The sequence below is a fragment of the Actinomyces sp. MRS3W genome (assembly GCF_032465695.1).
Classification (GTDB): domain Bacteria; phylum Actinomycetota; class Actinomycetes; order Actinomycetales; family Actinomycetaceae; genus Actinomyces.
The window spans coordinates 1-21,991 of record NZ_JAWDJJ010000188.1 but is presented as its reverse complement, the minus strand read 5'-3'; the positions used below and the strand labels follow the sequence as shown (position 1 = coordinate 21,991).

Below are 21,991 nucleotides of genomic sequence, written 5' to 3'. Positions count from 1 at the left end.
ACATGCCGAAACCGGCACTAATGACGCGGCCCCGCGCTCGCCGCCGGGAATCGTCCCGAGCTGTGCGGGCCAGCGCCCGCCGTCAGCCCTCAAGCAGGTGGGCGACGCGCTCCGGCACGCGGTCCACATCGGGCTCGCCGATGAGGTCGTCCGGAATCTCGCTGCGCCGGGAGATCGCGGTCATGGCGTCGCGGGCAACGACCTTGACGCGCTCACGCGGTTTGGACTCGCCGCCGGTGACCGTCACCTCGCCGAACTTCTCCCCCAGCTCACGCTCGTAGGCATCCAGCAGTTCCCAGCCCTCCCAGGTGGTGTAGGGAACGCCGCGCGAGTCGAGGAGGGCGAGCAGAGCGTCGTGTCCGACCTGGGCCTCGTCGTCGGTGGTGGCGTGCAGCAGGCCGGCCTGCGCGTCGGCGACCAGGTTGGTGATGGTCTCCTGGGCGTCGGACTTGGTGGAACCGATGAGACCGACGGGGCCGCGGCGGATCCAGCCGGTGGCGTAGATGCCGGTCAGGGGCTCGCCGTCGGCGCCGATGACGCGGCCACCGGCGTTGGGGATCACGTGCCGCTCGGCGTCGAAGGGCAGGCCCTCGATGGGGCTGCCGGCATAGCCGACGGCGCGATAGACGGCCTGGACCGGCCAGTCCTTGAACTGCCCCGTCCCAGAGACGGTGCCGTCGCCGTTGAGCCGGGTGCGCTCGGTGCGCAGCGCGCGCACGTGCCCATCGTCGTCGAGCAGTACTTCGGCAGGCGCCTGGAAGAGGTGAATGTGAATGGTATGGGAGGCGGTGAGCTCCTCGGGCTCCTGCATCGCGTAGCCCTCCAGGGCCTTGACGACCTGGCGCTGCTGGTTGGAGGCGGCCAGCGCCTTGCGGGAGCCCTCGTCGTACTCGAAGTCCTCCTCGTCGACGGTGACGTCGACGTCGGGCTGCTTGCCGAGCTCACGCAACTCCAGAGGGGTGAACTTGACCTGGGCGGGTCCGCGGCGACCGAAGACGTGCACGTCGGTGACCGGGGACTGCTCCAGGATCTCAGCCACATTCGCGGGGATCTCCGTGGTCATGAGGTCCCGGGCGTGCTTGGCCAGGATGCGGGAGATGTCCAGAGCCACGTTGCCGACGCCGATGACGGCGACCTCCTTGGCGTGCAGGGGCCAGGTGCGCGGGTGATCCGGGTGGCCGTCGTACCAGGAGACGAAGTCGGCGCCACCGAAGGACTCCGGCGCGTCGATACCGGGGATGTCCAGGGGGGCGTCGGTGTCGGCACCGGTGGAGAAGATGAGGGCGTCGTAGTGCTCATGCAACTCGGCGACGCTGATGTCGCGGCCGACCTCCACGTTCCCAATGAGGCGGATGTCCCCGCGCTGCAGGATCTTGTACAGGGCCACGATGATCTGCTTGATGCGGGGGTGATCCGGGGCGACGCCGTAGCGCACGAGCCCGTAGGGGGCGGGCAGGCGCTCGAAGAGGTCGATGTTCACGTCCAGCCCCGACTTCGACAGGATGTCCGAGGCGTAGATGCCTGCCGGACCTGCTCCGATGACGGCAACATTGAGAGGGCGTGCGTTCACTGGTCTTCGTTTCTGACGGCTACACGGACGGGGCCTCGACGCGCACCGGCGGCGCGGCGTTGAAGGCCCGCCCAAGTGTATGCGGCCGCCCGCAGGCCGCGGTGTGGTATGCGTCCCGCTGCTCTCACCGAGACCGGCACTTATAACGTGCCGAAACCGGCACTTGTGACGTGCCCAAACCGGCACATATAACGCGGCTGGCGCCCGACGTGGCCCGGAGGCCCCGGGACGTCGTCGGCCACCTGACGGGCGCGCCGCGGCCGAGGCCCTCTCTTGCCGCAAGCCAAAGCCCACCAGCACCGCCAGCGATATAGAATCGAGACATTCCGTCCATTTGCCCAAGGAACGTCATGAAGCGTCGTCATTTCCTGGCTGGTTCGCTGGTTGCCGCCGCCCTACCCGGCATCGGAGCGTGCCGTTCCGGGACGCCGTCGGGACGCGAGCCCACTTCCCAAGCCGCAGACTCCGACGCCGTCGCCACCGCATCACCGACACCCGCGGCGCGTACCCCGATCGCTTTCACCGACGCCGGGCAACTGCCCGGCTCAGATTTCACGCCCGAGTCCTTCACCTGGCTCCGCGGCCGCTACCTCGTCGGCAGCTCCGGTCACACCTGGTGGTACGGGGATCCGCAGGCCGCAACCTACTGGTACTTCACCGCCGACGGCGCGGACGCCGGCTCCATGGAGCCGGCGACTATGAACACGGCAGAGGATCTTCTCACCCTGGAGGAGCAATCGGGACCGGCGCATGTTCTCACCGACGAGATCATGGTTCTCGACGCCGACGGCCGCTACGGCTACGTCGTCGCCACTGACACCCGTACCGGGACCGCAGCGGAGTCCGCCTGGAAGGCTCACGTGCTCAAGGTGGACCTGAGTGCCGCGACCATCGCCGGTACGCTGGCAATCGACGTCGACGCCGCGGTAGACACCACCATCGGCAATTGGGCGGCGGGGCTAACCGCCGATGGCACTCGCCTGGGCGTTGCCACGGGGAAATTAGCGGGCGCCTGCCATGCGTGGGCGATCGACACCGAGTCGATGGAGATGACGCTGAGCGACCCGCACCATCTGGGCGACGACGCCTACCAGCAAGTCACCGGGGATGCGTTGGTCACCGGCATGGAGAACCCTGCCACCGCGGAGGGCGCCTACCCTCCCTACCTCGTCTACTCCCTGTCCAACGGGAACCTGGTGACCCAGGCGAACAACATGGACACCTACCTGTTCGGCCGCTGGCTGTACTGGTTGGAAACCACCTACGACGCGTGGCGCATCATGGATGTAACCACCGGCGAGGAGGTATCCCTGGCCGATTCCCCTCCCGCAGGTACGCCGGACGCGCGGCCCACGGTCTGGGAGACCGGCGGGTACTCCGTGATACTCACCGACTTCGCGCTGGATGTGCGTCCTCTCGGCTCGCCCACCGCCAGCCTGTCCCTATCCGCCGACGCCGGAGACACCATCCCCGCCGCCCTGGCCGTGCATGAGGACGTGGCGTACGCGGCCTACGCCTCCGCGGCGCACGAGCTGCACCTGGTCGATCTGGCCACCGGCGAAGAGCTGGCGGTGGCTGCCCTGGGCAGCACGGAGGACGGCGTCGACCGCGAGCCGCAGGCGCTCATGGTCTCTCAGGCTGGCGCCGGCTACTTCTACAGCCGGGGCGGCAGCTGTACCTTCCACGCGGCCACCGACTGGCTGACGTGATGCGAGGCCCACGTGACCTCGACCGGTTTCGGCACGTCATTAGTGCCGGTTTCAGCACGTCATTAGTGCCGGTTTCGGTGAAGGGGCAGAAGGTGTGTCAGGCGGCGCGGTCGACGAGGAGGTGGGCGAACTGCACCATGCCGTCGCGCACCAGCGTCACCCGCTCGCGCGCGTCGGCCAGAGCGGCCTCGCGCTCCGCGCCAACCACGCCGGCGGCGTCCAGGCGGGCAACGGTACCCTCCAGCACCGCGTCCTCCAGGCCATCCAGCACGGACACCGCTTCTTCCGCCCAGCTCGCCGCCATCTGGCGGGTCCGGGCAAGCACCGGGTGGGCGCGCAGCTGGGAAACGACATCAGCCAGAACTGCATCCTCGGACAGGTCGCCACCCGAAAGCGTCGCCAGGATGGACTGCCCGGCGGCGTCGAGCTCACCGGCTGCCAGCGCCTGGCGCAGCAGCAGCACCGGCATGGTGTCCACGCCCTCGCGCAGGTCGGTACCCGGGGTCTTGCCGGTGGTCGCGGAGTCACTCATGATGTCGATGACGTCGTCCGCGAGTTGGAAGGCAACCCCGATCTTCTCGCCGAACTCCTCCACGATCGCCTCGGTCGCCTCCCCCGCGCGGGTGAGCATGGCACCGTAGCGGGCCGACACGGCGATGAGCGAACCGGTCTTGTCGGCAAGCACGTCCAGGTAGTGAGCCACCGGGTCCGTGCCGGCCGGACGCGGCAGCGTCTCGTGAAGCTGCCCCATGCACAGTCGCTCGAAGGTCTTGGCGTGCGCCAGCACCGCCTGCGGCCCCAGGGCGGCCACAAGCTGGGAGGCGCGGGCCACCAGCACGTCACCGGTGAGGATGGCGGCGGAGTTGCCCCACACGGTCTGGGCGCTGGGGGCGCCGCGGCGCAGGGGGGCCTCGTCCATGACGTCGTCGTGGTAGAGGGTGGCGATATGAGTCAGCTCGACGGCGACGCCGGCATCGCGCACCAGCTCCCCCGTTGCCAGCTCGGGGTCGCCAAGTTGGGCGGTCAGGAGCGTGAGCACGGGGCGCAGCCGCTTGCCTCCCGCCGCAGCCAGGTGCGAGGTCGGCGGGTTGATGGTCTCGTCGGCGGAGCTGACAACCTCGAGCAGGCGGGTCTCGACGGCGTTGAGTGCCGGGGCGATCCGGTCCTCCAGCTGAGGAAGGTTGAGGGGCAGCGTTCCAATCACGGCAGGAGCATAGCGGCGTCGGCAAACAGGCTAATGACCGCCTGCGGGAGGACACCGAGCGCAATGGTGAGGGCGGCCGCCACACCGACGGTGAGCGCGGTGGGGCCGGTGGAGCCAACGACCGTCACCTGTTCGCCCTGCGGCTCACGGAAGAACATGAGCACGATCAGTCGCATGTAGAAGAAGGCAGTGGCCACGGAGCTGATGATCGCGGCGATGACCAGCCAGGTCGCCCCGCCCTGAACACCGGACAGGAACAGTTCGAACTTGGCCACGAACCCGGAGGTGAGCGGGATACCTGCGAAGGACAGCAGGAAAACCGTCATGGCACCGGCCAGCCAGGGGCTGCGGCGTCCCAGCCCGATGAAGGAGGCGAGTTCGGTGGCCTCGGCGCCGGGAGCACCCTCATGGTTCTCCCGCACCAGGGTGACCACGCCGAAGGCGCCGACGGTCGCGATGCCGTAGCTGAGGGCGTAGAACAGCAGCGCCCACACGCCCACCCGGTTCCAGGCGATGATGCCGATGAGCATGTATCCGGCGTGGGCGATGGCCGAGTAGGCGAGCATGCGCTTGACGTCGGTCTGAATGACGCCGACGACGGTGCCCACGATCATGGTCAGGATGGCGACGGTCCACAGGAACGGGGCCAGGTCCCAACCCAGGTAGCCGCCCACCACGTAGTAGAAGCGCACCAGCGCGAGGAAGGCGGTGGCCTTGACGCCCGCGGCCATAAACCCGGTCACCGGGGTGGGTGCGCCCTGGTAGACGTCGGGGCTCCAGGCGTGGAAGGGCGCGGCAGCGGTCTTGAACAGCAGACCGACCGTCACCAGGACCACGCCGGCCAGGGCCAACCAGTCCATGCCGACCACTCCCCCACCGGCGATGGCGGCGGCGATGGCGGTGTACGTGACCGCGTCGGAAACGCCGTAGAGCAGGGCGGCACCCATGAGCAGGAAGGCGGAGGCAAAAGCCCCCAGCACGAAGTACTTGAGCGCCGCTTCCTGGCTGAGCAGGCGGCGGTGGCGAGCCATGGCCGCCATGACGTACAGGGGCAGGGAGACCATTTCCAGCGCCACGAACAGCGTGATCATGTCGTCGGCCAGGGGGAACAGCATCATGCCGCCCAGCGAGAACAGGGTCAGCGGGAACATCTCGGTGGACGCCCAGCCGGCATGGAGGGACTCGGCCTCCTCGGCGCTGCCGGGCCGGTCGGCGGCCTGGGCGGCGAAGGCGCCGTCGTCCGCGGTGGTGCGATCAGCCATGACCAGGATGGCGAGCAGGCCGATCACCAGCAGGATGCCCTGCGCGGCCACACCGAAGGGGTCCTCGGCGATACCGGTGGACAGCTCCTGGCCGGTTCCGGCCGAGACGATGGTCCAGCGGCCCGCCAGGGCGACGGCGGCGCCGAGGATCGCCATGAGGGCCAGCAGGGGCTGGACGATCGGGCGGGCGTTGCGGGGGATGAAGGCCTCGACCAGGACGCCGAGGACGCCGGCTCCCAGGACAATGAGTACCGGGATGAGGCCGGCCCATTCGATGACCGGGGCGGTGAAGCTCACTTGGTGTTCCCTTCTGCGATCTGGGCGGCGACCGCGAAGTGGGCCGCGTCCGCTGTGGACGACGCGGCGGCCACATGGGCCGGGGCTGCCGGGTCTGCCGGGTGACTCGAGTCCGCAGACTGGGCCGTCATCGTCCCGGCGCTCTCAAGCGCGGTGACGACCTGGGCGGCGACGTCCTCGAAGGTGTTGGTCAGCGTCGCCGGCGCCAGCCCGAGGGCGAACATGGCGGCGATGACGGGAACCAGGACGAGCTTCTCGCGCCCGTCGAGGTCGGCGCTGCCCACCCGCTCCCGGGCAGGGGCGCCGGTGAAGACCCGCTGGTAGGGCAGCAGGACGTAGACGGCGGCAATGATGACGCCAAGGACGGCGACGATTCCGAGCGGCACCGACTCGGAGAAGGTGCCGGTCAGCACCATCCACTCCGGGACGAAGCCGCTCAGGCCCGGCAGGGCGATGGAGGCCAGCCCGGAGATGAGGAAGGTGCCGGCGATCAGCGGCATGACCCGCTGGATGCCGCCGAGCTCGCTGATGGTGACGGTGCCAGTGCGGCGGGCGAGGAAACCGGTAACCAGGTATAGGCCGGCGATCGACAGTCCGTGGGCGACCATGTAGACCATGGCGCCGGTGGCCGCGATCTGGTTGCCGATGAACAGGCCCAGCACCATGAAGCCGAAGTGGCTGATGGAGGTGTAGGAGATGAGCCGGTAGAGGTTGTCCTGGGCGATGGCGGCCAGGCCGCCGTAGATGATGCCGATGACCGCGAACACCACGATGACCGGCGCCGCCCAGGCGCTGGCCTCGGGGAACAGGGGCAGCACCAGCACGGCCATGCCGTAGGTGCCGATCTTGTCCAGGACGCCGATGAGCAGCACGGAGGTGCCCGGGGTGGCCTGTTCGGCGGTGTCGGGCAGCCAGGTGTGCAGCGGCACCATGGGGGCCTTGATGGCGAAGGCGATGAAGAAGGACAGGAAGATCCAGCGGGTGGCCGTGGTCGAGCCGGTGATCTGGCCGGTGAGGTTCTCCACCAGGTAGGCGCCTTCGCCGCCGGGACCGTACAGGTACAGGGCGACGACGCCCACCAGCATGACCAGGCCGCCGGCAAGCGAGTACAGCAGGAACTTGAGCGCGGCACGGCGACGGCGCGCGCCACCGAAGCGGCCGATGAGGAAATACACCGGCACCAGCATCGCCTCGAAGCAGATGTAGAACAGGAAGACGTCGCGGGCGGCGAAGATGACCACGACGAAGACTTCGAGCACCAGCACCAGCCCGTTGAACAGCGCCTGCTTGTCGGCGGGGATCTCCCCCCAACTGGCCAGCAGCACCAGCGGGACCAGGAAGGCGGTCAGCGCCAGCATGGCCAGTCCGAGTCCGTTGACGCCCAGTGCCCACGACACGCCCAGCAGGGGGATCCAGGAGTGGGTCTCGGCCAGCTGGGTGGTGCCCGCTTGGGAGAAGTCGAAGGCGGTGAGCGCCCAGATACCCACCCCGAGGGTGGCCAGGGAGAAGAGCAGGCCAACGACCCGCCCCTGGCGGCGCAGCGGAGGCAGGAGCCACAGCGCCAACGCCCCGATCAGCGGGACAATGGCCATGGTGGTCAGCACGGGGAGCGTTGCATTCATGGGCTGCATGTGAGCGTGTCCTCTCAGAACCTGCTGGCCAGGACGGCGATGAGTGCGAGAACCGTTCCGCCGAGCATATAGCCGGCATAGGAGCGGACGTAGCCGGACTCGGTGCGGGCGGCCAGCCGACCGAGCGCGGCGGTTCCCTGGGCGAGTCCCTTGACGGCGCCGTCGACGACGTAGCGGTCCGATGCGCCGGCGGCGAGCACAAGCCCCTGGCCGGGACGCATGGCGACCGCCTCGTTGACGGTGTCCTGGTACATGTCGTGACGGGCGGCCTCCACCAGAGCGTTGGAGCGCTGTACCACGGTGGGCACGTCCCGGCGCACGTACATGGCCCAGGCGACGACGACGCCGACGATGACCAGTGCGAGCGTGCCGATCATGATGGCGGTAGCCGGAATGACCGGCTCGCCCTGGGTGGCGTGGTCGACGTGTCCGGTCACCGGTTCGAGCCAGCTGACGAAGGTGTTGCCGACGGACAGCACCCCGCCCAGGCCGACGGAGAAGATCGACAGGATGACCAGGGGCAGCGTCATGAGCCACCCGGATTCGTGCGGGTGCACCTCCCCCTCAATGTCCTTGGCGGTGGTCCAGCGGGCCTTGCCGTGGAAGATCATGAAGAACAGCCGCGACATGTAGAAGGCGGTGAGCCCGGCCCCCAGCAGGGCGATGGTGCCCAGGATCCAGGGACGTGCGCCGTCGCCGACGAACGCGGCCTCAATGATCCGGTCCTTGGACCAGAACCCGGAGAAGGGCGGGATGCCGAGGATGGCGAGCCAGCCGATGCCCATGGTGATCCAGGTGATCTTCATGGCGCTGCGCAGGCCGCCGAAGCGGCGCATATTGACCTGGTCGCCCATGGCGTGCATGACGCTGCCGGCGCCGAGGAACAGCTGCGCTTTGAAGAAGCCGTGGGTGAGCAGGTGGAAGATGGCGAAGGCGTAGCCGATCGGCCCGAGCCCGGCACCGAGCATCATGTAGCCGATCTGGCTCATGGTGGAGGCGGCCAGCACCTTCTTCATGTCGTCCTTGGCGCAGCCGATGATGGCTCCCAGGACCAGGGTGATGGCGCCGACGACGGCGACGGCCAGCTGGGCGTCGGGGGCGCCTTCGAAGATGGCGCCGGAGCGGACGATGAGGTAGACGCCGGCGGTGACCATGGTGGCGGCGTGGATGAGCGCCGAGACCGGGGTGGGGCCGGCCATGGCGTCTCCCAGCCAGGCCTGCAGGGGGAACTGGGCCGACTTACCACAGGCGGCCAGCAGCAGGAAGAAGCCGATGGCGGTGAGCCAGCCGGTGGAGATGGCCCCGTTCTGGGCGGCGGGCAGCACCGTGTCGAAGGCGACGGAGCCGACCTGGGCGATGCAGGCCATCATGGCCGCCAGCAACCCGACGTCCCCGATGCGGTTCATGATGAAGGCCTTCTTCGCGGCGGCGGCGTTCTCCCGGCTGGTGAACTGCTCCGCCTGGGGGGCGTCGGCGTCGGCGGTGTTCCAGAAGCCGATGAGCAGGTAGGAGGCCAGCCCCACGCCCTCCCAGCCGATGAACAGGGCGATGTAGGAGTCGCCCAGCACCAGGATGAGCATGGCGGCGATGAAGAAGTTGAGGTAGGCGAAGAAGCGGCGCCGGTCCCGATCGTGGGCCATGTAGGCCACCGAGTAGACGTGGATGAGGAAGCCGACGCAGGTCACCAGCACCACGAAGGTGAGCGAGAGCGGGTCCAGGCGCAGGCCCAGGTGCACGTCCAGGTCACCGGCGCCGAACCAGCGCCACAGGTCCACTCCCAGGACCCGGTCGGCGGCGGGCAGGCCAAGCACCTGGACGAGGATGACCAGGCCGAGGCAGGCGCTGAACGCGGAGGCGGCCACGCCCAGCCAGTGGCCCCAGGCGTCGGCAGCGCGCCCCGCCAGGAGCAGCAGCGCGGCGCTGAGCGCCGGGACGGCGATGAGCAGCCATGCCAGGGCGGCCGCGCCGGTAGCCGGGGCGGCGGCGCCGACCACGGACTGGGTGGCGAGCAGGCCGGCGGAGAGCGCGAGAGGGGATGCGGTCATAGTCTCGGCTCCTGTTAGTTCTTGAGCAGGTTGACGTCGTCAACGGACGTGGACCTGCGGGTGCGGAAGACGGACACGACGATGCTCAGCCCGACGACGACCTCGGCGGCGGCAACGACGATGGCGAAGAACGCGAACACCTGACCGGTCACCTCGCCGTGCATACGGGAGAAGGTGACCAGGGCGAGGTTGACGGCGTTGAGCATGAGCTCCACGCCCATGAGCTCGATGATGGCGTTGCGTCGCAGGAGCACGGTGAGGGCACCGAGGGTGAACAGCACCCCGGCGAGCACGACGTAGGCGGTGACGGGAACGCTCACTTCTGCTCCTTCTGGGTCTGGGCCGCAGCCGCGTCGGCGGCCTGCTGCTCGGCCGGCTCCGCCTCGGCGTCCGCGTCGGCGGGCGCGGGCTCACCGGTCGACGGGGCGACGGGCTGGGTCACGGTTGGGGCGGGCGCACCGGGCATTGCCGACATGCCGGAGCGGCCGACGGTGGCGTCCTCCCGGTCCGTGATGCGTCCGGCGCGCTGGGCGTCGTCCATCTCCGGGGATACCTCCGACAGTTCCAGATCCTGGCCGCGTACGCGCAGCACCCGGGGGACGGACTCCTCCAGGGCCTCGCCGGAGGCGGCCAGTGCCGGGGCGGCGGCGGTGTTGGTGGCGGCGTACACGCCGGGCATGGGCTTCTGCCCGGGGTGCGCGCCGGAGTCCGCGTAGGCCTGCATCTTGGCATCGACCCGGTCGCGCTGGGACAGGCGGGGGCGGACCCGCTGCCGGTGGGTGAGCGTGAGCGCGCCTACCGCGGCCACGATGAGCAGGATGGCGGTCAGCTCCATGGTGACCACGTGGTCACCGAAGAGGACGGCGGCCAGCGACTGCGGGGTGGCGTCGTCGCCGCCGGCCAGGCCCACCGCCGTGGGGAAGTCGGTGCGCCACATGACGACGGCGAATACGGCGACGAGGGCGACGCCGCACAGCCCCACCAGCCATTTCGCGGCGGCGGAGTGAGCGGTCACTGCTTCGTCGCCGCCCACGCCGACCATCATGATGACGAACAGCGTCAGCGTCATGATGGCGCCGGTGTAGACGACGATCTGGGTGATCCCGAGGAAAGGCGCCTCGTTGGCGATGTACGCCACCGCCAACGCGATCATGATGACGATCATGTTCACGGCGGCAACCACGGCACGTTTGGCGGTCAGGAGCCCGATACCGCAGATGACCATGACCACGGCGACGACGGCGAAGAGGATCGTCTCGCCGGTGGACACAGTGCCGTCCGCCGTGAGCGTTGCGGGCAGGGCGCCGAGTTGGCTGCTGAGAGCCGTCATGAGTGCACCGCCTCCTTCTGGACTGGTGCGGCGCTGCGCGGAGCGGGCACCGGCCGCGCGGTCGCGAGGGTGGGATCGTCGGGGCGTTGCTCGCGCACCCAGTCAACCTGCGCCTGGGTGGGGCCGGTGACGGCGCCCCGGTAGTAGTCGCCGTCCTCGGTGCCCTCAACCATGGGGTGAGGTGCGGCCAGGGCCCCGTCGGGGACGGGGGCGAGCAGGTCCTGCTTCTCGTAGATGAGGCCGGTGCGGGTGGGGCCGACGAGCTCGTCGATCTCGTGGGTCATGGTCAGGGCGCGCGTGGGGCACGCCTCGATGCACATCCCGCAGAAGATGCAACGCAGGTAGTTGATCTGGTAGACGCGCCCATAGCGCTCACCGGGCGAGTACTGCTCCCGCGGGGCGTTGGAGGCCGCCTCGACGTAAATGGCGTCGGCGGGGCAGGCCCAGGCGCACAGTTCGCAGCCGATGCACTTCTCCAGCCCGTCGTCGTACCGGTTGAGCTGGTGACGCCCGTGGTAGCGGGGCATGAGCACCGGCTTCTCGAAGGGGTACAGCTCGGTGACGGTGGGCTTGAAGATGGAGGAGAGCGTGACCCCGTAGCCGGCCACAGGGGCGAAGACACGACCCAGGGCGCTGGGCTCGTCGCGCAGCCACTGGTCGTGGTCGGTGCCCTCCGGACGGGGGACCTCGGGCGTGGAATCAGTCATCGGTTCCCTCCTGAGCGGTGACGTCTAAGTCGGTGGCTGCCGTGGCCAGGGACACGTCGCTGGCGGCGTCGAGCACCGGCGCGGCAGGCTGCGCGGCGCGGCGGGCGCGCGGGGACGGCGGAAGTTTCTGGCCGGGCAGCGGCGGTACGGGGAAGCCGCCGGCGAAGGCGTCCCATTCCTCCCCCGGGACGGTGATCGACTCGCCCGCGGCGGCCGGTGCTTCCTCCTCCTCGTCCCTGCCCTCGGGCAGCACCAGGAGGATGACCATGGCCACCAGGAAGATGGCGGCGAGCACCAGCAGCAGTCCTTGGGTGGAGCCGCCGGAGAAGGCGCGGTAGCCCTGAACGATGGCCACGAGCACGAACCAGACCAGGGAGACCGGGATGAGGAACTTCCAGCCGAGCTTCATGAAGTGGTCGTAGCGGATGCGCACCAGGGTTCCGCGGGTCCAGATCATGAAGAACATGACGCACCAGACCTTGATGATGAACCACAGCATCGGCCACCAGCCGGAGTTCGCGCCGTCCCAGAAGGAGCCGAGGATGAAGGAGCGCCAGCCGCCTAGGAACAGGGTGGTGCACACGGCGGAGACATTGAACATGTTGATGTACTCGCCCAGGTAGTACCAGGCGAACTTCATCGACGAGTACTCCACCATGTGGCCGGCCACGAGCTCGCCCTCGGCCTCGGGCAGGTCGAAGGGCAGGCGGTTGACCTCACCCACCATGGAGACCACGTAGATGAGGAAGCTGGGGATCATGGCCACCGCCCACCACAGCCGCTCCTGGGCGGAGACGATCCCGGAGGTGGACATGGTGCCGGAGGCGAGGAAGACCGTGAGGATCGACAGGCTCATGCTCAGCTCATAGGAGATGACCTGGGCAGCGCTGCGCACGGCGCCGAACAACGGATAGGTGGAGTGGGTGGACCAGCCGCCCAGGATGATGCCGTACACGCCGAAGCCGGTGATTGCCAGCACGTACAGAATCGCGACGGGGAAGTCCGTCAGCTGCAGCGGCGTGGAGTGGCCGAACATGCTCACCTGCGGCCCGAAGGGAATGACCGCGTAGATCATGAAGGAGCTGAAGGCGGTGATGATGGGGGCCAGGAGGTAGATGAAACTCTCCGCTCCCTTAAGCCAGAAGTCCTCCTTCATGATGAGCTTGACAGCGTCCGCAATGAGCTGCGGCAGGCCGAGCGGACCGTTGACATTGGGCCCGGGGCGGGTCTGCATCCGCCCCAGGATCCGGCGCTCCGCCCAGATGGCGACGATGACGCTGAGGATGAGGAAGACCATGATGAAGACGGCCTTGATGAGGCTCAGCCACCAGGTCTCCTCGGAGAAGTCGGCGACCACACCCCCCTGTTGGGCGGCGAGGACCGCCGGCAGGCCGGCGCGGGCGGAAATGCTGATCGGAATCACTGGGCCACCTCCGAGCTGTCCGAAGCAGTAAGTGAGAGAGAGACGTGGGCGCCGTGGCCGACGCCGAGGCTCTGACGGACCGTGGAGCCGGCCGAGCACTCCGGCAGCCAGACCACCCCGTCGGCGATGCCGCCGAGGGCCGCCGGCAGGGTGATGGTGCCGGTCGCAGTGGTGATGTCGACGCGCTCGCCACCGGTCAGGTTAAGGCGGGCGGCGAGGTCGGCGCCGATGCGGGCCACGGGGCGCAGCGCCGTCGCCGCCAGGAACGGCTCGCCGTCCTGAAGGCGGCCGGCGTCGAGCATGGGCTTATGCGTGGCCAGGAGAGCGTCCAGGCCCCGCACAGTGGACTGTCCGGTCGACGCGGCCTGCGTGTCGGCGTCGGCGGCCTGCGTGTCGGCCGGGGTGAAGGTGACGCGGGGGCGGGCTCCGGCCCACAGGCCGAGCGCGTCGATCTGGGCGTGGACCTGTTCCAGGGTCTCCACTTCCAGGTCGGTGCCCATCTCGGCGGCCAGCATGGCCAGCACCTGCCGGTCGGTGCGGGCGCGGGAGACGTGCGCCTGCCCGAAGGGGCGCACGCGCCCCTCCCAGTTGACGAAGGTGCCGTTCTTCTCCTCCGGCGGTGCCACCGGGAGGACGACGTCGGCGTGCTCGCTGATTTCGCTGCGACGCACCTCCAACTGGACGGTGAACCCGGAGGAGGCCAGAGCGGTGCGGGCCAGGCCCGGGTCGGGGAAGTCGCGCACGTCGACGCCGCCGATAACCACTCCGCCCAGCTCGCCGTCGGTGAGGGCCTCGAGGATCGCGGTGGTATCGCGGCCGGGCTCGGTCGGCAGCGAGACCGACGCGTGCAGGCCGCCGGGGGTGGACCAGACGGCCTCCACCTCGGCGCGGGCCGCGGCGTCGGTCACGGGGCGGCCGCCGGGCAGGAGGGAGGGCAGTAGACCCGCCTCGATGCCGCCGCGTTCGCCGGCGCGGCGTGGCACCCAGGCCAGGCGGGCACCGGTGACGGTGGCGAGTGTGTCGATAACGGACAGCAGGCCGGGGACGGCTGCGGCCCTCTCCCCCACCAGGATGGTGGCGCCCTTCTCACCCAGGGCCCGAGTCAGCTCGGGGTGGGTCTGGGATAGGAGAGCGACGGCGCGGGCCTCACCGCCGGGGACGCAGGAAATGACGTCGGCGTCGAGTTTGCGCGTGCCGTTGGAGACGACGGCGGTCACGGTGGCGACCTTGACGCCACCGGCGCGCACGCCCTTGCGCAGCCGCAGGAACAGGGAACCGCACTCGTCCTCGGGCTCGAGGCCGACCAGGAGGACCTGGCCGGCGGTTTCCAAGGAGCGGTAGGTGACCTGCCCCAGGCCGGTGCCGGCCACCCGGGCGGCGAGGAAGGTGTCCTCCTCCGGGCAGTGGTCGCGCACGCGTTGGTCGATGTCGTTGGTGCCGAGCACCTGGCGGGCGAACCGGGACCAGGCCCAGCCGTCCTCAAGGGTGAGGCGGGCGCCGGGCAGGAGCGCCACGCCGCCGTCCTCCCGAGCCGCGGCCAGCCCCTGGGCGGCCACGTCGAGGGCGTCGGACCAGGAGGTGGCGACCAGTTCGCCGGTGGCCTGGTCGCGCACCAGCGGCACGCGCAGGCGGTCGGGCTGGGCGGACCAGGGGAATGCGAAGCGGTCCTTGTCGGTGATCCACTCCTCGTTGACCTCCGGGTCGTTGCCGGCCAGGCGGCGCAGCACCACGCCGCGGCGCATGTCCACGCGCAGGGCGGAGCCGGAGGCGTCATGCTCGGTGACGGTGTTCGTTGACACCAGGTCCATGGGGCGGGCGCGGAAGCGGTAGCGGGCGCTGGTCAGCGCGCCCACGGGGCAGATCTGGATGATGTTGCCGGAGAAGTAGGAGGCGAAGGGGCGCCCGGAGACGTCCAGCGCTTCGGCCCCACCAAGGTCGCCGGGGCCGTCCACGGTGCCGTCGACCACGCCCGGCTCACCGCCGGGGCCGGCCAGGTCGGTCTCGGGGACCAGCCAGTCGCCGCCGCGGATGGTCTGGGTGGGCTGGGCTGCGGCCCCTTCGGGGTCGTAGAAGTCCAGCACGCCGGAGTCGAAGCGGCCGATCTGCTCGGAGTACAGCCCGCCGGTGATCTCGCCGCCGGCGTGCCCGGCGCCGCGCCCCTGGAGGGCGATGAAGCGGTCGCCGGCGATCTGGTCGGCGAAGCGCACGCAGCGCTGGCACAGGATGCAGCGGTCGCGGTCGAGCAGGATGTTGCTGGTCAGGCGCAGTGGCTTGGGGAAGGTGCGCTTGACGTCGGTGAAGCGGGTGACCGACTGGGCGCCGGAGGCCATGAGCTCCAGGGCCTGGTTCTGCAGGGGGCATTCGCCGCCCTTGTCACACACCGGGCAGTCCAGCGGGTGGTTGATGAGGAGGAACTCCATGGTGCCGGCCTGGGCCTTGGCGGCGACGGCGCTGGTGGCCTGGGTGGAGATCTCCATGCCCTCCGAGGCGGTCATGGCGCAGGAGGGCTGGGGCTTGGGCATGGGGCGGACGACGCCGTCGCGCCCCGGCATGGCAACCTCCACCAGGCACTGGCGGCAGTTGGCCGACGGCGCCAGCAGGGGGTGGTCGCAGAAGCGCGGGATACGCACGCCGACCTGCTCCGCGGCGCGGATGAGCAGCGTGCCCCGCTCCACCTCGACGTGCATGCCGTCGATCGTGATGTTGACCATCTCAGTCATGTCTCACCGTGCACTTTCAGCCGTGCTGTTGACAATGGAGGCCGCGTGGGGGAACAGCTCGGACGCGGGCGTGGTGTAGCCAGCCTCGAACTCGCTGCGGAAGCGTTTGATGCCGGACATGATCGGGGTCGCGGCGGCATCCCCGAGGGCGCAGAAGGAGCGGCCGTAAATGTTGGAGGCGATGTCCTCGAGCTTCTCGACGTCGCCGGGCAGCCCCTCCCCCACTTCCAGGCGCGTCATGATCTGCCGCATCCAATAGGTGCCCTCACGGCAGGGGGTGCATTTGCCGCAGGACTCATGCTGGTAGAACTCGGTCCACCGGGACACCACCCGCACCACCGAGACGGTGTCGTCGAAGACCTGCAGGGCGCGGGTGCCCAGCAGGGAGCCGGCGGCCACCACGGACTCGTAGTCGAGGGGGATGTCGAGTTCCTCGGGCCCGAAGATCGGGGTGGAGGAGCCGCCCGGCACCCAGAACTTGAGCTCGTGGCCCTTTCGGATGCCGCCGGCCAGCTCGATGAGCTCGCGCATGGTGACGCCGAAGGGCGCCTCGAACTGGCCGGGGTTGGCCACATGCCCGGTAACGGAGAACAGGCCGTGCCCCTTGGAGCGCTCGGTGCCCATGGAGGAGTACCACTCGGGTCCGCGGGCGAGAACTCCGGGGACGGAGGAGATCGTCTCCACGTTGTTGATGACGGTCGGGCGGGCGTACAGGCCCTGTGCCGCCGGGAAGGGGGGCCGCAGGCGCGGGTGCCCGCGACGTCCCTCGAGGGAGTCGAGCAGCGCCGTCTCCTCACCGCAGATGTAGGCGCCGGCGCCGGCGTGGGCCACAATCTTGAGAGGCTGGTTGCCGTCGAGTCCGAAGCCGTCGGCCAGCAGGCCGGCGTCGGCGGCGTCGTGAATGGCGTGCAGCAGGCGCCGGTAGGCGTGGGCGACCTCGCCGCGCACGTACACGAAGGCGCGGTCGGCGCCAATGGCGCGGGAGGTGATGGCGATGCCCTCCACCAGGGCGTGGGGGTTGGCCATGAGGGTGGGCATGTCCTTGCAGGTGCCCGGCTCGGACTCGTCGGCGTTGACCACCAGATAGCGGGGCAGTCCGTCGGGGGCGGGCAGGAAGGACCACTTGAGGCCGGTGGGGAAGCCGGCGCCGCCGCGGCCGCGCAGGTTGGAGGCCTTAACCAGATTGACCAGTTCGTCGCAGCTCATGGTCTTGGCGCGCGCCAGGCCCCGGTAGCCGCCGTTGGCGCGGTAGGAATCCAGCGTCCAGGAACGCTCCTTGTCCCACATGTCGGTGACGACCGGGGTCAGGGTGCCCGGGGCGCTGAAGGTGGGGGTCGGCTCCGCGGAGCCGGGAGTCTGCTCGCTCACTTGTCCTCCTCCTGGGTCTGCTCGTCCGGGCGGGGCGCGTCCTGCGCCGGGGCCTGCTGCTCCGGCGCCTTCCAGCCGTGCTCGCGGGCCAGGTTCAGGCCCCGCAGGCTGGACTCGCCGGCGGCGATGCCCTCGTCGGCGCGGCCGTCCTCGAAGCCGGCCAGTAGCCGCTCATTCTCACGGAAGGTTGGCACGGTCTCGGGACCGCGCGTGGGGGTGACGTCCTCACCGCGCTCGAGCCGCTCCACCAGGTCGACGGCGGAGGCGGGGGTCTGGTTGTCGAAGAACTCCCAGTTGACCATGACCACGGGGGCGTAGTCGCAGGCGGCATTGCACTCGACGCGCTCGAGGCTGATGCGGCCGTCCTCGCTGGTCTCGTCGCTGCCGAGGCCGGTGTGCTCGGATACGGCCTTCCAGACCTCGTCCCCGCCCATGACGGCGCACAACGCGTTGGTGCACACCCCCACGTGGTACTCCCCGGCGGGGTGGCGGCGGAACTGGCTGTAGAAGGTGGCCACGGCGGACACCTCGGAACGGGTCAGCCCCAGCTTGAGTGCGCACAGGGCGATGCCCGCCGGGGAGACGTAGCCGTCCACGCTCTGGACCAGGTGCAGCATGGGGATGATGGCGCTGCGTTCGTGTCCGGCCGGGTAGCGGGACATGATCTCGGCGATGTCGGTGTCCAGCTGGGCCGCCACCTCGGGGCTGTAGCCCAAGGCCTCTCCGGCGGCGCTCGTCAGGTTCTCGGAAGTGGTGCTCATTAGCGGTCCACGCCTCCCAGGACGGGGTCGATCGAGGCCAGGGACGGGACGACGTCGGCGATCATGCCGCCTTCGCTCATCATGGCCAGCGATTGCAGGTTGGAGTAGGAGGGGTCGCGGAAGTGGACCCGGTAGGGGCGGGTGCCGCCGTCGGAAACGGCCTGGATACCGAGGACGCCCTTGGCGTGCTCGATCGTCTGGTACACCTGCCCGGCCGGCACCCGGAAGCCCTGGGTGACGAGCTTGAAGTGGCCGATGAGGGACTCCATGGAGGTGCCCATGATCTCCGCCACGTGTTCCAGGGACTGTCCCTGCCCGTCGGTGGCGATGGCCATGCGGGCCGGCCAGGCGATGGTGGGGTCGGCCACCATGGTGGTGTTGGAGGGGTCATCACCGCGGGCGGCGATGTCATCGAGCCGGTCCAGGGCCTGGGAGACGATCTTGAGCGACTGGTAGCACTCGTCGAAGCGGACCCGCAGCCGGTTGTAGCAGTCGGAGTTGTCGTAGACGGGGACCTCGAAGTCGTAGGTCTCGTACCCGCAGTAGGGGCGCAGCTTGCGCATGTCCAACGGGTAGCCGGCGGCGCGCACGCACGGGCCGGTCAGCCCCATGGCCATGGCGGCGGCCAGGGTGATCTCGCCGATGCCCACGAACCGGGACTTGAGGATTGGGTTGGCCATGAGCAGGGATTCCAGCTCGCCCAGGTCGTTCTTGATGTTCGGCATGACCGAGCGGACGAAGTCGGTGAATCCCTCCGGCAGGTCCTGGGCCAGGCCGCCGGGGCGCACGTAGGCGTGGTTCATGCGCAGCCCCGTGGCCATTTCGAAGGCGCGCAGGATGTTCTCCCGGCAGCGGAAGCTGATCGTCATGAGCGTGGTGCCGCCCATCTCGTTACCGGCCGAGCCGATGGCCACCACGTGGCTGGCAATGCGGTTGAGCTCCATGAGCACCACCCGGGCGACGGTCGCCTTCTCGGGCACGTCGTCGGTGATGCCCAGCAGCTTCTCCACCGCCAGGGCGTAGCCGACTTCCTGGAAGAAGGGAGCCACGTAGTCCATGCGGGTGACGAAGGTTTCCCCCTGCACCCAGGTGCGGTACTCCATGTTCTTCTCGATGCCGGTGTGCAGGAAGCCCGTGCCGGCGCGCAGCTCGGTGACGGTCTCCCCGTCGGTTTCCAGCACCAGGCGCAGGACGCCGTGGGTGGAGGGGTGAACCGGGCCCATGTTGACCACAACGCGGTCATGCTCGAGACGATCGGTTTCGTCGCGATCGGCGATCTGGGCGGCGATGTCGTCCCAGTCGCCGCCATTGGCGGTGAACTGGGGGACGCCGTCGACGAGGTCGTCGGTGGCGGGGCCGGTGGCGTGCAGCGTGCTCATCAGCGGTACGACCTCCGGGTGTCGGCGGTGGCGGTGGATGCGCCCTTGTACTCGACGGGGATGCCGCCGAGCGGGTAGTCCTTGCGCTGCGGGTGCCCGACCCAGTCGTCGGGCATGGCCGAGCGGGTGAGGTTGGGGTGGCCGTCGAAGACGATGCCCATGAGGTCCCAGGCCTCGCGCTCGTGCCAATCGTTGCCGGGGTAGACGGGCACGATCGAGGGCACGTGCGGGTCCGTCTCCGGGCAGGTGACCTCCAGGCGCAGCGCCCGGGCGTCGTGGGTCAGGGAGATCAGCTCGTAGCAGGCGTGCAGCTCGCGGCCGGTATCGGCCGGATAGTGGATGCCGGTCACGCCCAGGCACAGTTCGAAGCGCAGGTCCTGGTCATCGCGCAGGGGGCGCACCACGTCGAGCAGGTGCTCCCGGGTGATGAAGAGCGTCAGCTCGTCGCGGTCGACGACGACCTTCTCAATGGCGGCGGCCGGGTCCACGCCCGCCTCGGACAGGTCCTCGATGAGGGCGTCGACGACGTCGTCGAACCAGCCCCCGTAGGGGCGGGTGGCGGCGGGGGCGAGGGCGACCACGCTGGTGGTGCCGCCGTAGCCGGTGGTGTCGCCGGCGTCGGCCGCACCGAACTGGCCGGTGTGGGCACCGATGACCTCCAGGCGCAGCTGCGGGGGAACCTCCCGGCCGGCAACCGTGGGCACGGGCGGTTCGGCAACGGGCTCGGGGGATGTGTTCTCGGCGTTCGTGCTCATGCGAGCAGCCCCTTCATCTCGGGCACGGGGGTGGCTTTGAGGGCCGCGGCCTCGACGGCGCGGGCGATCTCCTCACGGTGGGCGAAGATCGGCTTGCGCTCGATCTGACGGGTCAGCTCGAGCATGGCGTTAATGAGCATCTCGGGGCGCGGCGGGCAGCCGGGCAGGTAGATGTCCACCGGCACGATGTGGTCGGCCCCCTGGACCACGGCGTAGTTGTTGAACACGCCGCCGGAGGAGGCGCAGGCCCCCATGGAGATGACCCACTTGGGTTCGGGCATGGAGTCGTAGACGTTGCGGATCACCGGCGCCATCTTGTGGGAGACGCGCCCGGACACGATCATGACGTCGGAGTGACGCGGGGAGGCGCGGAAGACCTCCCAGCCGAAGCGGGCCATGTCGAAGCGGGGCGTGCCTGAGGCCATCATCTCGATGGCGCAGCAGGCCAGGCCCATGGTCACCGGCCACAGGGAGCGGCCCTGGGCGAGGCCGGTGAGCTTCTCCACCGTGGTCAGCAGGAAGCCGGGGCCCTCGATGCTCTCGCGGGCCTGCGCCTGCAGGTCATCCCGCTTGGACGGGATGTGGAGCATCTTCTCGTTGTACTCGTGCATGTTCATGAGGATCGTTGCGCTCCTTGTCCGTCCCGGTCAGTCCCAGTCCAGGCCGCCATGGCGCCATTCCAGGACGTAGGGCACCGTGATGAGGGCGATGAAGACGAGGGCCGCGCTCAGCCCGAAGAAACCCAGTTGTGCGAAGTCGGTGGCCCACGGGTAGAGGAAGACGACCTCCACGTCGAAGATGATGAAGGTCATGCCCACCAGGTAGAAGGACACGGGGAAGCGGCCGCGGTCAACGTTGGTGGGAGTGGGGTCGATGCCGCACTCGTAGTTGGCGACCTTGACCTGGTTGCGCCGGTTGGGGCTCACGATCGCGGACAGCACCAGGCCACCGACGGCGATGACCATGGCGACCGCCGCCATGATGAGCAGAGAGACGTAGGGGTTCATGCTGCCGGCACCATCCTTGTAAGGAGTTGGATGAAGTGGTCGATCCCGTCACCGCCGCGGCGCTCCCACCCGTCGGACAGGAGCTTGGCAACGAGTTTCATGAGGCGCTTGCGGGGCAGCCCGTAGCGGGTGCACACGCGCATGACCTCGGGGTGCTCAATGAGCGCCACGAACACGCGCCCGAGCGTGTAGTAGCCGCCCAGCTGCGCCCCCAGGGCGGCGGGGTACTGCTGCAGGGAGAGTTCCCGGCCCCGAGTCGTGGTGCGGGCGGCGGCCTGGGCGGCCGCCTCGGCGGCCAGGCGCCCCGACATGAGGGCCTGGGCGATGCCCTCCCCGTTGAAGGGGGACACCATGCCGCCGGCGTCGCCCAGCAGCATGAGCCCATCGGCGTAGTGGGGCTTGCGGTTAAAGGCCATGGGCAGCGCCGCGGAGGCCACGGGCCCGAGCTGGTTGTCGGGGGTGAAGCCCCAGGAGGCGGGGACGTTGTCCATCCAACGGCGGAACACGGCCCGGTAGTCGATGCCGCGGGCGGAGGCGGCAGCCGTCGTCGAGGCCACCGATCCCAGGCCGACGTTGACGATTCCCTCGCCCACGCTCCAGATCCACCCGTAGCCGGGCAGTAGGTCGGAGTGGCCCGGAGCGCCGTCCCACAGCTCCAGTCGGGACTCCATCCACGCGTCGTCGGCGCGCGGGGAGCGGAAGTAGGCGCGCACGGCAACGCCCAGCGGTTTGCGCTCGTGCCTGGTGCGGCCCATCGCGGTGGCCAGGCGGGCGGAGACGCCGCCGGCGTCCATGACCAGCGGGGCGCTGATAGTGGTGGGGG

17 protein-coding genes and 1 pseudogene are annotated in these 21,991 nt (G+C 69.5%); 1 reads left to right on the top strand and 17 read right to left on the bottom strand.

The window, feature by feature from the left end:
- Positions 1 to 82 precede the first annotated feature (82 nt).
- Complete coding sequence (locus RWX45_RS07095) at positions 83 to 1,570, bottom strand: FAD-dependent oxidoreductase (protein WP_316023036.1); 1,488 nt, start codon at positions 1,568 to 1,570, stop codon at positions 83 to 85.
- A gap of 350 nt (positions 1,571 to 1,920) precedes the next feature.
- Between RWX45_RS07095 and RWX45_RS07090 the strand changes: the two genes are divergently transcribed.
- Positions 1,921 to 3,279, top strand: a complete 1,359-nt coding sequence (locus RWX45_RS07090; RefSeq protein ID WP_316023035.1) for a hypothetical protein — start codon at positions 1,921 to 1,923, stop codon at positions 3,277 to 3,279.
- A gap of 97 nt (positions 3,280 to 3,376) precedes the next feature.
- Here RWX45_RS07090 and RWX45_RS07085 read toward each other — a convergent pair whose 3' ends face one another.
- The 16 genes and pseudogenes from RWX45_RS07085 to RWX45_RS07010 all read right to left on the bottom strand — a co-directional run.
- Positions 3,377 to 4,483, bottom strand: a complete 1,107-nt coding sequence (locus tag RWX45_RS07085) for a polyprenyl synthetase family protein (protein WP_316023034.1) — start codon at positions 4,481 to 4,483, stop codon at positions 3,377 to 3,379.
- Positions 4,480 to 6,042 (bottom strand): NADH-quinone oxidoreductase subunit NuoN, encoded by a 1,563-nt coding sequence (gene nuoN, locus RWX45_RS07080; RefSeq protein WP_316023033.1) that lies wholly within the window; start codon positions 6,040 to 6,042, stop codon positions 4,480 to 4,482. Before nuoN ends, RWX45_RS07085 begins: the two co-directional genes overlap by 4 nt.
- Positions 6,039 to 7,673, bottom strand: a complete 1,635-nt coding sequence (locus RWX45_RS07075; protein ID WP_316023032.1) for an NADH-quinone oxidoreductase subunit M — start codon at positions 7,671 to 7,673, stop codon at positions 6,039 to 6,041. Before RWX45_RS07075 ends, nuoN begins: the two co-directional genes overlap by 4 nt.
- Before the next feature lie 14 nt (positions 7,674 to 7,687).
- A complete protein-coding gene (gene nuoL / locus RWX45_RS07070) occupies positions 7,688 to 9,718 on the bottom strand; it encodes an NADH-quinone oxidoreductase subunit L (protein WP_316023031.1) in 2,031 nt (676 codons plus the stop codon).
- A gap of 14 nt (positions 9,719 to 9,732) precedes the next feature.
- Positions 9,733 to 10,038 carry an NADH-quinone oxidoreductase subunit NuoK gene (gene nuoK / locus RWX45_RS07065; protein ID WP_316023030.1) on the bottom strand — a complete coding sequence of 102 codons (306 nt, stop codon included), beginning with the start codon at positions 10,036 to 10,038 and terminating at the stop codon, positions 9,733 to 9,735.
- The gene (locus RWX45_RS07060) at positions 10,035 to 11,048 is read right to left on the bottom strand and encodes an NADH-quinone oxidoreductase subunit J (RefSeq protein WP_316023029.1); all 1,014 of its coding nucleotides are present in this window, start codon (positions 11,046 to 11,048) and stop codon (positions 10,035 to 10,037) included. The genes nuoK and RWX45_RS07060 overlap by 4 nt, the downstream gene beginning before the upstream one ends.
- The gene (gene nuoI, locus RWX45_RS07055; RefSeq protein ID WP_316023028.1) at positions 11,045 to 11,755 is read right to left on the bottom strand and encodes an NADH-quinone oxidoreductase subunit NuoI; all 711 of its coding nucleotides are present in this window, start codon (positions 11,753 to 11,755) and stop codon (positions 11,045 to 11,047) included. Before nuoI ends, RWX45_RS07060 begins: the two co-directional genes overlap by 4 nt.
- Positions 11,748 to 13,052 (bottom strand): NADH-quinone oxidoreductase subunit NuoH, encoded by a 1,305-nt coding sequence (nuoH, locus tag RWX45_RS07050; RefSeq protein ID WP_410050692.1) that lies wholly within the window; start codon positions 13,050 to 13,052, stop codon positions 11,748 to 11,750. Before nuoH ends, nuoI begins: the two co-directional genes overlap by 8 nt.
- 122 nt (positions 13,053 to 13,174) lie before the next feature.
- Complete coding sequence (locus RWX45_RS07045; protein WP_316023027.1) at positions 13,175 to 15,898, bottom strand: NADH-quinone oxidoreductase subunit G; 2,724 nt, start codon at positions 15,896 to 15,898, stop codon at positions 13,175 to 13,177.
- A 3-nt stretch (positions 15,899 to 15,901) separates the two neighbouring features.
- Positions 15,902 to 17,185: an NADH-quinone oxidoreductase subunit NuoF gene (gene nuoF / locus RWX45_RS07040; protein WP_316023042.1), complete on the bottom strand. Its 1,284-nt coding sequence runs from the start codon at positions 17,183 to 17,185 to the stop codon at positions 15,902 to 15,904.
- Positions 17,186 to 17,262: 77 nt separating this feature from the next.
- The gene (gene nuoE, locus RWX45_RS07035; protein ID WP_316023026.1) at positions 17,263 to 18,027 is read right to left on the bottom strand and encodes an NADH-quinone oxidoreductase subunit NuoE; all 765 of its coding nucleotides are present in this window, start codon (positions 18,025 to 18,027) and stop codon (positions 17,263 to 17,265) included.
- Positions 18,027 to 19,406, bottom strand: a complete 1,380-nt coding sequence (locus RWX45_RS07030; RefSeq protein ID WP_316023025.1) for an NADH-quinone oxidoreductase subunit D — start codon at positions 19,404 to 19,406, stop codon at positions 18,027 to 18,029. The genes nuoE and RWX45_RS07030 overlap by 1 nt, the downstream gene beginning before the upstream one ends.
- On the bottom strand, positions 19,406 to 20,161 hold the full coding sequence (locus tag RWX45_RS07025; RefSeq protein ID WP_316023024.1) for an NADH-quinone oxidoreductase subunit C: 756 nt from the start codon (positions 20,159 to 20,161) through the stop codon (positions 19,406 to 19,408). The genes RWX45_RS07030 and RWX45_RS07025 overlap by 1 nt, the downstream gene beginning before the upstream one ends.
- Positions 20,158 to 20,778, bottom strand: a complete 621-nt coding sequence (locus tag RWX45_RS07020) for an NADH-quinone oxidoreductase subunit B family protein (RefSeq protein ID WP_316023023.1) — start codon at positions 20,776 to 20,778, stop codon at positions 20,158 to 20,160. The genes RWX45_RS07025 and RWX45_RS07020 overlap by 4 nt, the downstream gene beginning before the upstream one ends.
- A 30-nt stretch (positions 20,779 to 20,808) precedes the next feature.
- Complete coding sequence (gene ndhC, locus RWX45_RS07015) at positions 20,809 to 21,168, bottom strand: NADH-quinone oxidoreductase subunit A (protein WP_316023022.1); 360 nt, start codon at positions 21,166 to 21,168, stop codon at positions 20,809 to 20,811.
- A pseudogene (locus RWX45_RS07010) lies at positions 21,165 to 21,991 on the bottom strand (FAD-dependent oxidoreductase); the annotation flags it as partial. The gene ndhC and the pseudogene RWX45_RS07010, both read right to left, overlap by 4 nt.

Coding starts and splice junctions, on each gene's coding strand:
- RWX45_RS07090 (WP_316023035.1), top strand. CDS start 1,921: ATGAAGCGTCGTCATTTCCTGGCTGGTTCGCTGGTTGCCGCCGCCCTA.
- RWX45_RS07075 (WP_316023032.1), bottom strand. CDS start 7,673: ATGCAGCCCATGAATGCAACGCTCCCCGTGCTGACCACCATGGCCATT.
- RWX45_RS07020 (WP_316023023.1), bottom strand. CDS start 20,778: ATGAACATGCACGAGTACAACGAGAAGATGCTCCACATCCCGTCCAAG.
- nuoF (WP_316023042.1), bottom strand. CDS start 17,185: ATGTGGGACAAGGAGCGTTCCTGGACGCTGGATTCCTACCGCGCCAAC.
- nuoH (WP_410050692.1), bottom strand. CDS start 13,052: ATGGTCTTCCTCATCCTCAGCGTCATCGTCGCCATCTGGGCGGAGCGC.
- nuoL (WP_316023031.1), bottom strand. CDS start 9,718: ATGACCGCATCCCCTCTCGCGCTCTCCGCCGGCCTGCTCGCCACCCAG.
- nuoE (WP_316023026.1), bottom strand. CDS start 18,027: ATGAGCACCACTTCCGAGAACCTGACGAGCGCCGCCGGAGAGGCCTTG.
- RWX45_RS07060 (WP_316023029.1), bottom strand. CDS start 11,048: ATGACGGCTCTCAGCAGCCAACTCGGCGCCCTGCCCGCAACGCTCACG.
- nuoI (WP_316023028.1), bottom strand. CDS start 11,755: ATGACTGATTCCACGCCCGAGGTCCCCCGTCCGGAGGGCACCGACCAC.
- RWX45_RS07030 (WP_316023025.1), bottom strand. CDS start 19,406: ATGAGCACGCTGCACGCCACCGGCCCCGCCACCGACGACCTCGTCGAC.
- ndhC (WP_316023022.1), bottom strand. CDS start 21,168: ATGAACCCCTACGTCTCTCTGCTCATCATGGCGGCGGTCGCCATGGTC.
- RWX45_RS07025 (WP_316023024.1), bottom strand. CDS start 20,161: ATGAGCACGAACGCCGAGAACACATCCCCCGAGCCCGTTGCCGAACCG.
- RWX45_RS07045 (WP_316023027.1), bottom strand. CDS start 15,898: ATGACTGAGATGGTCAACATCACGATCGACGGCATGCACGTCGAGGTG.